The 15,320-nt window shown below is 47.5% G+C and carries 16 protein-coding genes; 1 reads left to right on the forward strand and 15 read right to left on the reverse strand.

The annotated features are described in order from the left end of the window. Positions 1-734: 734 nt before the first annotated feature. On the reverse strand, positions 735-1,748 hold the full coding sequence (locus tag BUB37_RS18380) for an acyl-CoA dehydrogenase family protein (protein WP_244526895.1): 1,014 nt from the start codon (positions 1,746-1,748) through the stop codon (positions 735-737). Beyond that, positions 1,735-2,340 carry a nicotinamide riboside transporter PnuC gene (gene pnuC / locus BUB37_RS18385; RefSeq protein WP_072995378.1) on the reverse strand — a complete coding sequence of 202 codons (606 nt, stop codon included), beginning with the start codon at positions 2,338-2,340 and terminating at the stop codon, positions 1,735-1,737. The genes BUB37_RS18380 and pnuC overlap by 14 nt, the downstream gene beginning before the upstream one ends. 330 nt (positions 2,341-2,670) lie before the next feature. Here pnuC and BUB37_RS18390 point away from each other — a divergent pair, with 330 nt between their 5' ends. Then, the gene (locus BUB37_RS18390; RefSeq protein ID WP_072995302.1) at positions 2,671-3,375 is read left to right on the forward strand and encodes an urease accessory protein UreH domain-containing protein; all 705 of its coding nucleotides are present in this window, start codon (positions 2,671-2,673) and stop codon (positions 3,373-3,375) included. On the opposite strand, the gene BUB37_RS18395 is transcribed toward BUB37_RS18390, so the two are convergent. From BUB37_RS18395 to BUB37_RS18455, 13 genes are all read right to left on the reverse strand, one after another. Beyond that, positions 3,372-4,466, reverse strand: coding sequence for an NHL repeat-containing protein (locus BUB37_RS18395; protein WP_072995303.1), 1,095 nt, complete (start codon positions 4,464-4,466; stop codon positions 3,372-3,374). The two genes, BUB37_RS18390 and BUB37_RS18395, sit on opposite strands and share 4 nt — an antisense overlap. Before the next feature lie 43 nt (positions 4,467-4,509). After that, positions 4,510-5,571 carry a hydrogenase expression/formation protein HypE gene (gene hypE / locus BUB37_RS18400; RefSeq protein WP_244526897.1) on the reverse strand — a complete coding sequence of 354 codons (1,062 nt, stop codon included), beginning with the start codon at positions 5,569-5,571 and terminating at the stop codon, positions 4,510-4,512. Between the two features lie 122 nt (positions 5,572-5,693). Next, positions 5,694-6,254, reverse strand: a complete 561-nt coding sequence (locus BUB37_RS18405) for a transposase (RefSeq protein ID WP_072995304.1) — start codon at positions 6,252-6,254, stop codon at positions 5,694-5,696. Between the two features lie 36 nt (positions 6,255-6,290). Beyond that, the gene (gene hypD, locus BUB37_RS18410; RefSeq protein ID WP_072995305.1) at positions 6,291-7,385 is read right to left on the reverse strand and encodes a hydrogenase formation protein HypD; all 1,095 of its coding nucleotides are present in this window, start codon (positions 7,383-7,385) and stop codon (positions 6,291-6,293) included. Between the two features lie 6 nt (positions 7,386-7,391). After that, positions 7,392-7,670, reverse strand: coding sequence for a HypC/HybG/HupF family hydrogenase formation chaperone (locus tag BUB37_RS18415; RefSeq protein WP_072995306.1), 279 nt, complete (start codon positions 7,668-7,670; stop codon positions 7,392-7,394). 3 nt (positions 7,671-7,673) lie between these two features. Further along, positions 7,674-9,935 carry a carbamoyltransferase HypF gene (hypF, locus tag BUB37_RS18420; RefSeq protein WP_072995307.1) on the reverse strand — a complete coding sequence of 754 codons (2,262 nt, stop codon included), beginning with the start codon at positions 9,933-9,935 and terminating at the stop codon, positions 7,674-7,676. Positions 9,936-10,025: 90 nt separating this feature from the next. Continuing rightward, a complete protein-coding gene (hypB, locus tag BUB37_RS18425) occupies positions 10,026-10,721 on the reverse strand; it encodes a hydrogenase nickel incorporation protein HypB (RefSeq protein WP_072995308.1) in 696 nt (231 codons plus the stop codon). Between the two features lie 65 nt (positions 10,722-10,786). Beyond that, positions 10,787-11,134, reverse strand: coding sequence for a hydrogenase maturation nickel metallochaperone HypA/HybF (locus tag BUB37_RS18430; protein ID WP_072995309.1), 348 nt, complete (start codon positions 11,132-11,134; stop codon positions 10,787-10,789). Then, positions 11,134-12,615 (reverse strand): hypothetical protein, encoded by a 1,482-nt coding sequence (locus BUB37_RS18435; RefSeq protein WP_139278141.1) that lies wholly within the window; start codon positions 12,613-12,615, stop codon positions 11,134-11,136. Before BUB37_RS18435 ends, BUB37_RS18430 begins: the two co-directional genes overlap by 1 nt. Next, on the reverse strand, positions 12,590-12,847 hold the full coding sequence (locus BUB37_RS18440; RefSeq protein ID WP_047244927.1) for a hypothetical protein: 258 nt from the start codon (positions 12,845-12,847) through the stop codon (positions 12,590-12,592). Before BUB37_RS18440 ends, BUB37_RS18435 begins: the two co-directional genes overlap by 26 nt. Next, the gene (locus BUB37_RS18445; RefSeq protein WP_072995311.1) at positions 12,844-13,164 is read right to left on the reverse strand and encodes a hypothetical protein; all 321 of its coding nucleotides are present in this window, start codon (positions 13,162-13,164) and stop codon (positions 12,844-12,846) included. Before BUB37_RS18445 ends, BUB37_RS18440 begins: the two co-directional genes overlap by 4 nt. Then, on the reverse strand, positions 13,161-13,640 hold the full coding sequence (locus BUB37_RS18450; protein WP_072995312.1) for a hydrogenase maturation protease: 480 nt from the start codon (positions 13,638-13,640) through the stop codon (positions 13,161-13,163). Before BUB37_RS18450 ends, BUB37_RS18445 begins: the two co-directional genes overlap by 4 nt. 82 nt (positions 13,641-13,722) lie before the next feature. After that, complete coding sequence (locus BUB37_RS18455) at positions 13,723-15,315, reverse strand: nickel-dependent hydrogenase large subunit (RefSeq protein WP_047244930.1); 1,593 nt, start codon at positions 15,313-15,315, stop codon at positions 13,723-13,725. Positions 15,316-15,320: the final 5 nt, after the last annotated feature.

Genomic DNA, 15,320 nt, shown 5'->3' on the forward strand with positions numbered 1-15,320 from the left:
AATCTGAACGCAATTACTCACGTGCTTTGTTATTTTTTATCGGTGTTCGTGAACCTCCTTCGTCGGTTTCACAACGGAGCTGTCATATGTTTGCAGGATTTGGGGTTCACGGGGCATCCACTAAAGCAGGAATCTGACCGAGCGATGGACAATTAACAATTAACAATGAGCAATGAGCAATGAACAATGAACAGTTGGCAGTTAGCAGGTTACAATGAACAATTAACAGTTAGCAGTTGGCAGTTTGCAGTTGGCAGGTTACAATGAACAATTAACAGTTGGCAGTTTGCAGTTGGCAGTTGGCAGTTGGCAGTTTGCAGTTGGCAGTCTACAATTGACAATGATCAATAAACAATTAACAATTAACAGTTTGCAGTTAGCAGTTAGCAGTGGGCAGTTTGCAGTTGGCGGTTGGCGGTGATTCTTGTGGTGCTTGCTCCTTACTTCATACTGAGTACTGCACACTGCGTACTTCACTAACTATTAACTATTAACTAAAAACAAAAAACTACGAACTACTGAACACTGAACGCTGCGCACAGCCTACCGCGCACTTCCTACAGAGTACTGATTACTGCACACTGCCTACTGCCTACTGCGCACTTCCTACAGAGTACTTCCTACAGAGTACTTCCTACTGAATACTGCATACTGCATACTGCGTACTGAACACTGCCTACTGCGTACTTAGTAGGGAGCATCGGATCGTTGGGGTAAAACACCGGTCGAGGGCGCTAACGGTCTTCGGGCCTTCTAAAAATATGATGCTGGGTGGCGGTAAAGTAATCCCTGAACACTTGGTTCAGCCTATGGTTCTCCCTGGCGGCACGAATTCCTAAATAGGGAAAGGCTTCCATTATTGCCTGTGAAAGCGAACGAACCGAGTCGGCCGCTTCTTGGTGTATGTCGTTTGTCCAAGCTTCCGGAACCGGATCTCCGGCGGCGACCTTCTTTTGTATCCTTTCTGCAAGATTCATTGTCGAGGCATCGGCCCTTTTAATTGTTTCGTAAAGGGGTTTTAACTTTTTTTCCGGGCTGCCCGTTTCCTTGGCCTCTTCCAAAAAATGGTCCGCCATCCCGATATAGTTCACCCATAGGGTCAGGTCGGCAAATAGGGCAAAAGGTACCTTAAAAATGGGCTGGGGCTGGTGCACCTCGTTGTACGTAAAACTATACTTGGCATGTACCCATTTCGAGGGCACTTCAAAAGAATCGGTGGCCGTGGCCTTCAATCCCATGGTATTCCAATCCCTAATGACCCTTACCTCCTCCTTTTTGATGACAAAGGAGCGGATCAAGGGACTGCCGTCCTCTTGCAGTACGTCCTCACCATTCTCTTGGATCTTGGCGTTTAAGGTAAAGTGGGTTAAAAATGGGGCCCCGGTGGCGTATTTCCAAGTACCCGTGAGCACATAGCCCTCGCCCGACTTTTCCGCCGTACCAAAGACACCTCCGCTCCCTCCAAAACAAACGGGTGCGCATGGGGTCTTGAAAATTTCGTCGGCTACCTGTTCTTGCAGGTTGCCGATAAAAAAGTTGGCACCGCTGCACAGGGTTACGGTCCACCCCAGGCTTCCGTCGATCGTGGCCAGTTCCCGCAATTTCTTCAGGCCGTCGGGCAAGCCCATTTCGAGTCCGCCATAGGCTTCGGGCACCCATAGGTTCCACAGGTTTTCACGGGCAATTTGCTCCAATAACTCGGGGGAGAACTCCTCCCGTTCAAAATCAAATTCGCTAAGCTTTTTCATAGATGCCGCCATTTTCATGTGCAATGATTTTTTTCCATTCGATATACCCCGAGATGGCCACTACGAACAAAAAGGCGGTGAGTCCCGCATAGATGTACAGGCCTTTGTAGATCAACAAGGGGATGGAGATAAAGTTGCTGATGTTCAGGTAGATCCAGCACCCCATTTTTCTTTTGGCCATCAGCCACATACCGGCCCAGGCAAAGGAACAGGCCAGGGCATCCCAGTAGGGCACATCGGAATCGGTGTGCTGCCCGAGCCAATAGGCCATCAATATGAAACACCCGAGAACGATCCCTACGGCAATGCGGCGCTCCCTCCCATTTGAATATGAAATGGGCGTCTCCTGTCCTTTTTTGCCTAATTTCCAGTAGGCCCATCCATAAATGCTCATGACCAAGTAGTACAGGTTGAGCAGGATGTCGGCATACAGTTGCGAACGGTACATTACATAGATACCGATCAAAATGGCAATTATCCCAAAAAGATAATTGTGCACGTTGTTCTGCCTTGCCAAAAGTACCTGGACCACACCAAAGGCGGTCCCGAGCCATTGTAATACGATCAATGAAGAAAAAAATTCCATTTGCATCCGGTTGTCCATAATCATCATGGGATGTCCAAAATGGAACCTAGGGCGACTGCCCTGCCAATTTCCCTACGCCAGCATTACCTGGATCAGGTGCGAAGTGGTCCACTTCCGGGTATAATCTCAGCCCTATTTAAAGAGCACCCCATGTATGGGGGTAAATATAGGGAATACTTGCCAATTTGACCTAGGGCCTCATCAAGAAGCGATAGATTTTTATGCGGCGGGGCCTGTTTGCCCGACACTTTTTTGGGATGTAGGGGGTAATAAAATCACGCGATTTTGGCCTTCATTTTATGGTAATTCACTAAATTGTTGCTATTAATTCACACTATGGTCAACTTTCCTTTGTTTGCCGGTATTGCGGCTGCCGTACTGCATGTGGTTTCCGGACCGGACCACTTGGCCGCGGTTACGCCCCTAGCCATTGAAACCCGACGAAAAGTATGGAAAATAGGCCTCTTTTGGGGCTTTGGGCATTTGGTAGGAATGCTTTTGATAGGACTCCTTTTTCTTGCCTTTAGGGAGTACATTCCCATAGAAAAAATCTCGGAGCACAGCGAGCAATTGGTAGGGGTGGTATTGATTGCCATCGGACTATGGGCCCTGTTCAGCCTTTTCTACAAAACCAAAAACCACAAACACCCCCATGTACATGATGGGGAGGAGCCCTATATCCATGTACACGAACACGATCATGACACCAATAAACTCGAACATGCCCATTCCCACGATAAAAAGGTAAAACAAAATGTATGGTCTTCCTTTGGTATAGGCGTGCTGCACGGACTTGCAGGGGTTGCCCATTTTATACTTTTGCTCCCGGTACTGGGGTTCGAAAGTCAGGGCGAAAGCCTTCAATATATCGTAGGCTTTGGCATAGGTACGGTGCTGGCCATGACCATATATACCTTTCTATTGGGAAAAGTATCGGGCTATGCCATAGGTCAAAGCAAATCGCTTTTCAAGGCGGTGCGCCTTTCGGGGGGACTCTTCGCTATTTTCGTAGGGATGTATTGGTTGTATTTGGGCCTCTAAAGCTTTAGGTCGGTAATGACCAAACGGTGGTTGCCCGTATCGGCAATGATCAGTTTGTCGGCTTGGGTACTAATGGAAAAGGGCCAGTAGAGCGAACTTGCGGTACCGTGCAAGGTTTCCTTGTTTTCACTTCCTGTTTTAAAATCGCGCTTTCCGATGACGGCCGTGGCCTCGGCATTATGGTCTTGTGGAATGCTGTCGAACCACAATATCCTACTGTTCCCCGTATCGTTTACCAGAAGTCCGTCTTTGTAGAAACAGGCATCGTAGGTCCAGTTGAGTGATTTCGAACTGGGGAAGAGTCCAAATTGATTCTGTCCGCAGGCATCAAAATCGGGCTGGCCTATGATTACATCCGCGGGTTTTGAGAAGGCATCCTCCGCCTTGTTCCAGATGAGGTTTCTGTAGAATTGGGTATCGGCGACGACCATTTGCTTGTTGGCGTTCACTTTCACCGAATAGGGCCATATGGGTTCGTGATTTTCGTAATCGCGGGTCGTAAAATCGGGCTTGCCGATGACCTTGTCGGCCGCTTGAAAATTGGTGTTGGGGATGTCTTCGAAAAAAAGGATCCTGCGGTTTCCGGTGTCGGCGATCCATAGGCTACTTCCATCCGAAAAAACACCATAGGGCCAATTCAAGGTTTGTGCCGAAGGGTCGTTTCCTATTCCGGCAACATTGGGTTGGTTCGAAACGAAATCGGGCTGCCCAAGGACTACATCGGCCGCTTGGCCATTTTCTGTGGGCAGGGTATGCCAGATCAGCACCCGATGGTTCCATGCGTCGCCTACGATCAATATAGTGCCATCGCTCCAAATCCCGGAGGGGTAGTGCAAGGTATTTTCCGATACAAGACCGCCCGAATTTCTTCCCGTTTCCGAAAAGCTCGATTGGCCCAAGACTACGTCAGGTTCCTGATATTCCGATGTGGGCAGGTCGTTCCAGATAAATACCCGATTCCGCCCCGTATCGGAAACAAAGAGATGGTTGTTGGCTACAAATACACCTCTTGGTGCCAAAAAGGGCGTTTGTTCCGAACCTTTAAAAATATATGAGTTGGTAACGTTCGGACCTAAAGTTTCAAAATTCATAGATATGGTTTCTTGGGTCTCGGAGCTTTTTTTAATTCTTGGTTTAGCAGATTCTTGGTAACTGTTCGCCGGGCAACATGCTGATGACGCGTTTACCGCCTATTCCGCTTTCCATGATTACCTGTTTAGGGTGATCGCCGACTACGCTTCCGATGATCCGTGCGTTTTTGCCTTTTTCGTCTTGCCGTAATCGTTCCAAAACCGCATCGGCCGATGCTTCGGACACAAAGGCGATGAAGAGTCCCTCATTGGCCACGTACAAAGGGTCGAGGCCCAAGAGTTCGCAGGCGCTTGCCACTTGGTCGTCTATAGGCAGGTCTTTTTGAAACAGGTCGATACCGATTTCCGACGATTGTGCTATTTCTTTTAGCACCGTGGCCACGCCGCCCCGTGTAGGGTCGGTCAATAGGTGGATATCCCCGCCAAACTCATCGATCAGTTTGATTACCGTATGGTTGAGGTTGGTGGTGTCGCTTTGTATTTCGGAATCGAATTCCAGTCCCTCACGTACCGACATAATGGCCATTCCGTGCGAGGCGATATTCCCGCTAATGATGATTTTATCGCCTACCGCTATGTTTTTGGCGCTAATGTTCGCTTTCGGATGTATGGGGCCGAGTCCGGAAGTATTCACAAAAATTTTATCGCCTTTTCCCTTTTCCACTACCTTGGTGTCACCGGTTACGATTTGCACGCCCGCTTTTTCACAGGCATATTTGATGGCCACCAGAATGTCCCAAAACTCCTTTACGGGCAGTCCTTCCTCGATAATAAAGCTCAAGGATAGGTATTTGGGGGTGGCCCCGCACATGGCCAGGTCGTTTACGGTTCCGTTTACCGCAAGTTCACCGATGTTCCCGCCCGGAAAAAAGATGGGGGAGACCAAAAAACTGTCGGTGGAAAAGGCGGTCTTTCCATTAAGTTCGAGAAAGGCACCGTCGTGTCTTTTGTTTAATATATCGTTACTGAGCAGGTCAAAGACCCCACTGTCCAACAATTTGTTGGTAAGTACTCCGCCGCTTCCATGTCCCAAGGTAATGACGTCGAAGTCCAGTTTAGGCATGGGGCATTGCAGTTGCATGCGTATGTTGTTGTTTTCTTTCATTTTTTTCGGTTAGACCTCCGTTTTTCAGACCTCACGGGTCTCCAAGACCCGTAAGGTCTCATGATGTTTTTAGTTCAGATCTCATGGGTCTTGGAGACCCGTGAGGTCTCGTATAAGGTCTATTATTCTAAAGTTAAACTTTTTTCCAGGTCCATTTTTTTGTTCAGGTGCGCATGTACAAAGTTGGACCTGTCTTCGAACAGCCCAAGTATAAATTCCCGATCGAGCTTCGAGGGCAGATCGGACAAGTAACTTGAGTACGAAGAATACTTGTACCTTCTAAAATCATGGGTAAACCCGTGGTGTTCTGGATTCAAATGCACATACACGATCAAGTTTTTAAGGTAGTTTTCGTCTTCTATTCTCTTTCTTCGGAATCGGTCCCGAAAAAGGCTTCCCGTACGGTGGTAGGCCTTGTTGATGGCCTTGGCATAGGAATTGAATAGGTTGGATAGTTTTTGCGAAATCACCTTGTCGGCCACATTTTCATTGAATTTCAAGACGATGTGAAAATGGTTTTTCAACAAGCAGTAAGCGTATATGTCGCTAATGGCATGGAGGTATTTGTACATCAATCGAAGAAAGTAGGCATAATTCCGGTCTTCAACAAAGATGTTCTCTCTGTTGTTTCCCTGGTTGTAGATATGATAGTAATGGTCCGCTCGTATCGGTTCGTATTGCATTTAAATAGGATTTAGCCTAAGACCTGTCTTTCGCGATTATGCTTCCACCATTCCTGAAAAGTGATAGTATGCGGCGCAGGCTCCTTCACTACTAACCATGGGCGCGCCCAAGGGATTGGTCGGTTTACATGTTTTTCCGAACTGGGAGCACTCAAAAGGTTTTTTGATGCCCTTCATGATCTGTCCCGAAATGCACAAAGGGTTTTCGGGGGCTTCCGCTATGTTGACATTGTATTTTTTGGTGGCATCGAACTCGGCATATTTATCACGGATCGCATAGCCGCTATCGGGAATCTCTCCGATACCGCGCCACGTTTGGTTGTGTACCTCGAATACCTCGTTGATGATTTTTTGTGCCTCGGGATTTCCTTCCTCCCGAACGATACGGGCGTATTGGTTTTCAACTTCCGATTGGCTCTGTTCCAACTGTCGGACGACCATTAAGATGCCTTGAAGCACGTCCAAGGGCTCAAAACCGGTTACGACTATCGGCACTTTGTACTTGGCCGATAGGGGGTGGTATTCCGAATTGCCCATGATGGTACATACGTGGCCTGCGGCCAAAAACCCGTCGATCTTGCTTTCCGCATCGTCAATAACCGCTTTTATGGCCGGGGGCACCAATACATGCGATGCCAAGATGGAATAGTTTTTTACCCCTCTACGGTGGGCATGCACAACGGACAGGGCATTGGCAGGGGCTGTCGTCTCAAACCCAACGGCAAAGAAAACCACTTCCTTGTCGGGGTTGTCCTCGGCAATTTTAACGGCCTCCAAGGGCGAATATAAAACCCGTACATCGGCACCTTCGGCCTTGGCTTCCAAAAGACTTTTTTCGGAACCGGGCACGCGAAGCATATCGCCAAAGGAACAGAGGATCACTCCTTTTTCCGAAGCGAGGTATATGGCTTTGTCGATAAGGTTCAAGGGAGTGACACAGACCGGGCAACCGGGCCCATGGATCATGGTGACCTTATCGGGCAACATATCGATGATGCCATTTTTTACCAGGCTGTGCGTCTGCCCCCCACAAACTTCCATAATGGACCAAGGTCGGGAAACGGTTCTTTTTATTTCCTCCAAATATTTTTTTGCCAACTCGGGGTCGCGGTATTCCGACATGTACTTCATAATGCGCTATTTATCGGTTTTTGGTAAATATTCATCAACGTCTTCCAAGTCGCCCAATTCCCCGATTTCCTCAAGGTATTTGAACGTTTTTTGTGCTTCTTCCTCGTCTACTTTGCTAATGGCGACACCCACGTGCACCAATACATAATCACCTACGTCGGCATCGGGCAGCATTTCTAGACTGGCCTCCTTGGTAATACCGCCAAAAGACACTTTGGCCATACGTACCATACCGTCATATTGCGATTCGATACTCTTTATTTTTCCTGGAATTGCTAAGCACATAATTCAATTTTTAATATACTGATGATAGCATAGTTGTCCGAATGAAATGTTCTCGTCGTTACTAGACAATATACGATTAAATTTTAACTTGAAGCCTTGTGTTTTCGATAGTTTCGACAGTTTTTCGACCAATAGCGAATTCTGAAAAACACCGCCGCTACAGGCTATGGTTTTGCAATGGTTTTGCCTTGCCGTCTTTAAAATCGATAGGGCCAGGGTATGGATAAAACCATGCGCGATTTGTGATTTTTTCAGCCCTTCCGTTTTTGCTTTTTGGATGTTGGCCATAAGGGTTTTTACGGGGATGTTTTGATATGGTGTCCCTTCCAGAAAATTGATGGAATCGCTACCCAAATAGTTTTTGGCCTCATTTTCCAAAAGCATGGCGGCCTCTCCTTCGTAGGAAGTCGTATCGCCCAAATCAAGAAGCGAGGCCACGGCATCGAATAAGCGGCCGACGGAAGAGGTTTTCAAGGTATTTTTTTCCAACATTGTGTTGTAGACCTTCCATTCCGTTTTAGAGAATTTTTGCCGAACCCCTTCCCTTTGGGTTTCGGGAAGCATACATAGCAAGGACAAACGGGGTTCCTTGGCCATTTTGTCTGCAGCGATCCAATCGACATATTCAAAATGGGCCAAGCGTTCTATCTTTCCGTTTTCAAAAACGAAGAACTCGCCGCCCCAAATGGCACCATCATCGCCCAAACCGGTGCCGTCCCAAATCGCGCCCATTATTTTTTCTTCGGTGTCGAACAGGCCGTGTTCTCCCAAAACACTGGAAAAATGGGCCTTGTGATGTTGAACGGTCCGTAGTTCGGCCTTCCATTCGTTGGCCCATTCCCTTCCCAAAATACTGCTCTGGTATTGGGGGTGGGCATCGATCAAAACGACCTCGGGCCGTGTTTCGAAGAGGGAGGTGAATTTTGTTATGTTTTCTTGGAAACGTTCTAAGACGTCGTAGCTGTCGAGGTTTCCGAAATAGGGACTCACATAGGTGTGGCCATTGGGAACAAAAGCGAAAGTGCTTTTCAGGTGGGCGCCCATGGCCAGTACCTTTTTCTCTCCCGATAGGGGGGCGTTCAAATAATTGGGGGCGAGCCCGCGGGAACGTCGTAGGGTAATCTGTTGTTCTCCGGCAAAACGGACGACCGAATCATCCTGCGGGAACGCTATTTTTAAATTATGGTGTACAAAGTAATCGGCAACGTCCGATAACTTCGCTACGGCATCGGCGGCTTCGGAAATGATCGGTGAACCGTGAATGTTTCCGCTCGTGGCGATAATGGGGATTTTCAAGGCGTCCATCAAAAGGGTGAGCAGGGCCGAAGAAGGCAACATTACACCCAATTGGTGTAGTTGGGGGGCGATGCTTTCCCGTTCCAGATCGGCAATACCTTTCTTGGGATCAAGAATAACAATGGGGCCTGCCGAAGAGCTAAGTGCCTTTTCCTCTGCGGTACCGAGTTCAAAGTCGTTTTTTATTTTTTCGAGTGACGGATAGAGGAGGGCAAAGGGTTTGCTGGGGCGTTGCTTTTTTTTCCGTAGTCGGGCTATGGCCGTTTTGTTGTTGGCATCGCAACAAAGCAAATAGCCGTTCGTGTTTTTAAGGGCTACGATGTTTCCCGAAAGAATGAATCCCGAAACTTTTTTTATAATCTCGGTAGTGTCGGTGGCTAGGGGCGTTCCATCCGAAGTCGTTAGGTTCAATTGAATGCCACATTCCTTACAGCTATTGGTCTGTGAATGAAAGCGCCGGTCATCGGCATTGGTGTATTCCGTTTCGCATTCGGTACACATGCTAAAGTCCGATAAGGTGGTGTTGGCCCGTTCAAAGGGAAATTTTGTGGTTACCGCATACCGGGGCCCGCACTGGGTACAGGTGGTAAAGGCATAAGCGTATCGGCGGTCGGTCGTATTCCGCATCTCCGATTTGCAGGATTCGCAAATGACAAAATCGGGCGTTAACGGAATGTTGATCTGGTGTTGGGCTTTTGAAGGAGCTATGCTGAAGGTATCATATTCACGAAAGGCTATATCTGTAAGAGAATGTGATTGAATAACTGAAATTTCAGGGGCGTTTTCAATAAGGGCCCTTAAAAATTCCTCCGCCTTTTCTTCCTCTGAATTTAGGTGGATCAAGACACCATCCTCATTATTGCAAACCATACCTTTTAATCGATAACGATGCGCCAAACCATAGACAAAGGGGCGAAATCCGACTCCTTGTACCTGCCCGGAAATAATGATTTGAAAAGTTTTTGCCATGGTTTTGAATACAGACCTACCTACAGACCTCACGGGTCTTGAAGACCCGTGAGGTCTCTGACCAGCGAGGTCTTTAAAGAAAAGAAAGACCTATCCTTTCTTTTGTTTTACCTTTTCCAACAGCCAATCGCACCATTGATCGATACCTTCATCGGTGATGGAAGATATCTGTAATACCTCTATTTCGTGGTTCACCTCTCGGGCATCCTTGGTAACGGCTTCAACCGAAAAGGGAACGTAGGGCAATAGGTCGGCCTTGGAAACCAGCATCATGTCGCTGGTCAGGAACATTTTGGGGTATTTTTTGGGTTTGTCGTCCCCCTCGGTAGTGGCCATTAGGGTTACGCGGTAGTCCTCGCCCAAATCAAAGGAAGAGGGGCAGACCAGATTGCCCACATTTTCAATGAAGAGCAAATCGATATTTTCCAAGTCGAATTGGTCCAGTACCTGGTGTACCATTTGCGCTTCCAAATGGCAGATGCCCCCGGTTACGATCTGTAGGGCCTGAATGCCCGTTTCGCGGATGCGTTCGGCATCCCTTTCGGTTTCGAGGTCGCCGACCATAACGGCAATATTTATCTTGTCTTTCAGCTTTTCGGCCGTTTTCTGCATAAGGGTCGTTTTACCGCTTCCTGCCGAAGAGGTGATATTGATCAAAAGGGTGCCGGTCTTGGCCATTTCCTTTTTAATGATGTCGGCCACAAAATCATTGGCCTTCAGCAAATGGATGTTCGTGTTTTCACATTGCACGGTACCCCGTGCCGCCTTCGTTGATTTTTCTACCATTTTTTCCTTTTTTTAGTGACCCTAAAGGGTCGTAATTCGTTGTTATAATGGGCTGGCCTCTGGGGTCAGTCTTCAAATTCTACTTTGTGGATCAGCATTTCCTCGCCTTGGATCACATTTTTGCTGGGCCGGTCGCAATTTTCACAGATAAACCGATAGTTCTGTACATCGGTAATATGGTTACAAACCTCACATTGGATTTTTAGCGGGGTAGATTCGATGTGTAATTCCACATGGTGGTACCCCGGATGGGTCAGGTGATAGGCGCTATAGGCATTGTGCAAAAGGCGGGGTTCAATGTTCGATAAGACGCCTACTTTCAAATGAATGGCCTTCATTTTGTTCAGCTTCTCCCTTTCGAACTCCTGTTCCAAGGTGCGCATAATGCTGTTTACAATCGATGTTTCGTGCATTAAATTAAACTTTTTACTTTTTCCAATTCCTCTAAATGCTGATCGGCCTGGGCAATCAGGTTTTTGTCGTCGACCAAGGTTTTTATCTCCTCGGCCTTGGCCTTCATTGCTTCGTATTTTTTGAGTTCTTCAGAACTGTTTTCGTTGTGCGTGAGCCACCCCAGTTCCAATTGGTTCAATAGGGTAAGGGCACGTTCGAACGGATATTCGTTTGCCGTTCGTATTTCAAGGGCCTCATTGAAAAGTCCCGCCGCCTTCTCCAGATTGTTATGGATTTTCGCAGGGGGAAAATGCATCAGGGCCGTTGCGTAATTATGGCTGGCCATGGCGTTTTCGTAAGGATATTTTTCTTTGGTATAGAAGGCCAGTACCTCTTTGAAGGAAGAAGCGCAAAAGGCCGTCCACATGGGTTTTTCTTCGGGCGATACCGGAATTTCCGAATAGATAAGCGCCAAATTATGGTGTACATCGGCAAATTTCTGCGGATGGGTATCGCGTTTAAATACCTTTAGAACGTCTTGGAAGGCGTTGATGGCCGCCTTGTAATACTGTGGACTCCCATTCTTTGACCAGGTGTACAAAAGAATGGCTTTTTTGTACATGGCCTCCCCAAGGAATTCGGGAATGTCTTCCTTCCTAAAATATTGGATGGCCCTATTGATCAATTCCTTCGCCGCGATGAAGTCTTTCTTGAAATTGGCGATTTCGGCCGCATCGACCAGTAACATTCCCGCCTGTACGTTTAGGCCTTTTTCTTCATAATAGGCAATGCAGCCCAACTGCAGTTCATGGACTTCATTTAATTTTTCGGGCTCGTAGGGCACCTGTAACCGGGCCATTAGAATACCGGCCAAATGACTGTTCATGGCATTTTTGGCATCGTCGGAAACGGCAATGTTAAGGAGTTTTTTCGTCCATTGTTCGGCTTCCTCCAATTCTCCTGAATCGAGTAACAAATTCAGGTAATGTTTTGCTGTAAAAACCTTGACCTCGTCATTTTCGGCCTTTGACAGGGCTTCGGTGAATCCTTTTTTAAGCTCGGCATGCCCCGGGGATGGCGCCACGGCACCGTAATAATTGATAATGGCACTGTTATGGGCCGAGGTATTATAGCAGAAATCGATCATGTTGTGCGAAATCTCATAGCCGAACTGTAAATGGGTCGCAATTAAAAGATGGTGGTACAGGGGCGATTCTTCCGAAACAAATTCAAAGGCCTTCTGATGGTTTCCCAACTTGTAGAACACCAAGGCAAGCAAATTTTTTGGGGTAAATGGAACCTTGGGAAACACATAGGGCGGTTCCAAATCGTACCAATCCAAGGGAATCGATATAGTATCGGCTTCCAATGTCAGCGTCTTAACGTCCGTTATGCCTTCGGGGTTGTCGGTTACCGTGACCAATTCGTCCAATCGGTCAACGCTCGCAATCGCATCTTGTGCGTTCTGCAAGGCCTCAGTTGTTGTTAATATCGTAAGCATCTTTGTCTACTTTTTGTGTGCCACGGGGGTCTTTTGCCGCCGTCAACATCATGTTTCTGCCATATATCTCGGCCAGGCGTTCCGTTCTGTAATCCCCTATGGTCTGAACCAAGACCTGTTTCGGGTCTTTGGTGTTGATGAATATCAGCGAAACTTCCCAACGGCCTTTTACCGGGGTAACCTTGTATTGTACCTCGGCATCCAAAAGCCAATTGTTTCGTTGTTTCGTCATGAGATAGCCACCTTGATCAAACGGGTCTTTTCGATAATTTCATAGTCCAGGTCCCTATCGCTCATATCCAAATCGTTATCTATCAACAACTCGCGAACGGCAAGGGTCTTGTCACCCTTTAAGTTACGCGATTTTAATAGAAACTGCGTGGGTTTGTACATTTTTACGAACCACTGGCTTGTAACAGGCGTGATCAAAATATGGCCCTGTTCCTTTACATAGGTTACATAGGCATACAGGCTTTCCCCAAAAATGGGGGCTATCAGCTCATGGTCTAAGTAAATATGGGAAGTTTTTAGGCTAATTTTAGGGTTCACGAGGGTATCGATAGCTTTAGGTCTTCCAAAATGTGATGTATAATTTTGTCCCCGGCATCCTTGACCTCATCGCTCAAGTCTATCTCTAGTTTTGTGTTTTCGATAGCGACGAGATACACTTGGATATCCTCGGGATATTCATCGCGCAGTATTTTTTTGGTATAGGATAGGGCTTGGTCCCATTTCATTCCGTGTAAAAAGACCATGGGGTCGTCTTGCGGGGCCTTCACTACTTCTTCCGCAGGTACCTTGAACAAGGTGCCTACAGGTTCATTGCTGTTAAGTACCGCATCTACCAAAATGATCCTGTCGTGCCCTTTTAGGCCAAAGAGTACCTCAAAGGCCGCGGTGCCCATGTCAAAAATGCTGATATCTTCGGTATCGGGGAGTTTTTTACGCAGTTCTTCGATGACGTAAATACCTACTGCATCATCGCTGCGTACGGGGTTTCCGAAGCCCATTATTGCCGTCTTCATAAGCTCTCTTGTTTTAGATACAAAGACCTCACAGGTCTCTAAGATCTGTGAGGTCTAAGGTAATCAATATTGAAATCTGTAATTACAGTTTAAATCGGGATAGTTCAACGCCACTGTGTGCATCATGGGCATGTACGGTACATACCAGGCACGAGTCGAAGGAACGCGCCACGATACCCACTTCAACGGGATCTGACGGATCTTCTATCTCGGTACCCAACAGGGCAGTCTCTATGGGACCAGGGTTATCGTTACCGTCTTGCGGACCGACATTCCATGTGGTCGGCGCCATGACTTGGTAGTTTTTGATCACACCGTTTTCGATTTCGATCCAGTGGGCGAGGGCACCACGTGCCGCCTCGGTAGCACCAAAACCTTTGCCGTCTTTCTCAACGGGTTTAACATAGAATTCGCCATCCAAATCGATTTCTGACAACCATTTTTCAATAAAGGTGTAGATTCTTGGTGCCTCATGTACCCTGGCCAATACCCTAGTGAATACACTGGGGCCTAGCTTTTTAATTATGTCACCGAACAAAGGGTCTTGAATTTGATGGTCTTTGTTGGCCGGGTTGGCGTTCATGATGGCACGGGCCAATGGTCCAGCTTCGGCGGCATGGCCGTCGTAACGTGGCGATTTGGCCCAGCTGTACTGATTGTCGAAATCGGTTTCGTGCAGGGTCTGCGACTTCATGGGTGTTGGTAGGGGCTCATCCCAAGGATGGAGTCCGTCTTTTTGGTTATCGTACCATGAGTGCTTCACGTGCTCGCTGATTTTCATGTGGTCGAATACGTGATAGTTCTCGCCGTCGAAGAATCCGCTCGAAGAAATCAGGGCGTCGTTTCTACCTTCAATGGTCGGGTTGTTGTACATGTCTTTGTGCAAGTAGGTTCCCGTTGCCAAGAATTTGCCCACACCTTGACCGAATTTGTCCAATCCGAATTCAATTCCTGCACGGATCAAAAGGCCTAGGTCGCTATTTCTCTGCGACTCGTTCTCTTCTACCCACGCCAACATATCGTCCCAAGTCTTTATTTCCATGTAACGTTCAATGGAGCAACCCAACCAAACGGGTTCCAACCAATCATTCTTGAACTGGGCAAGAATGGCATGCGCCCTGGTAATATCCTTTAGAGTAGGGGCGCACATGACACCACCCGGAACCATATAGCTCGAGTGTGGCCATTGGCCACCGAACAAAGCGTATATCTGAACAGGCAGTCCACTGGCGGTCAATCCTATTTGAAAGGTCTCGCCAACGTAGGCGGACCAACGTTTCACTACTTCCTTATATAAAGGTTTATCTGCATATTTTTTATTTGCCAAATCGGTCGCGAAGATGGCGTAGAACCATCTTGGGATACTTTGAAGGGTTTCTGAAGCCTGGCCGATGGCCCTTAACAAAAGGGCATTGGGCGTTAACTTGGTACCCCATGCGGTATCGAGAGCCGAAGAGGCACAATAGAGGTGGGACCCTCCGCAGATTCCACAAATTCTAGGCGTAACCACGAGACCCGATTGAGGGTCCTTGCCCGCCATTATTTTTTCAAAGCCCCTGAACATTGCCGCTTGTGTATGGGCACGGGTAACCTTGCCGTTGTCGATATAGACCTTTACGTCCAAATCGCCTTCAACGCGGCCAACAGGAGATATATTTAATTCTTTAACTGACATTTTTG

The sequence above is a fragment of the Pseudozobellia thermophila genome (assembly GCF_900141855.1).
Taxonomy (GTDB): Bacteria; Bacteroidota; Bacteroidia; order Flavobacteriales; family Flavobacteriaceae; genus Pseudozobellia; species Pseudozobellia thermophila.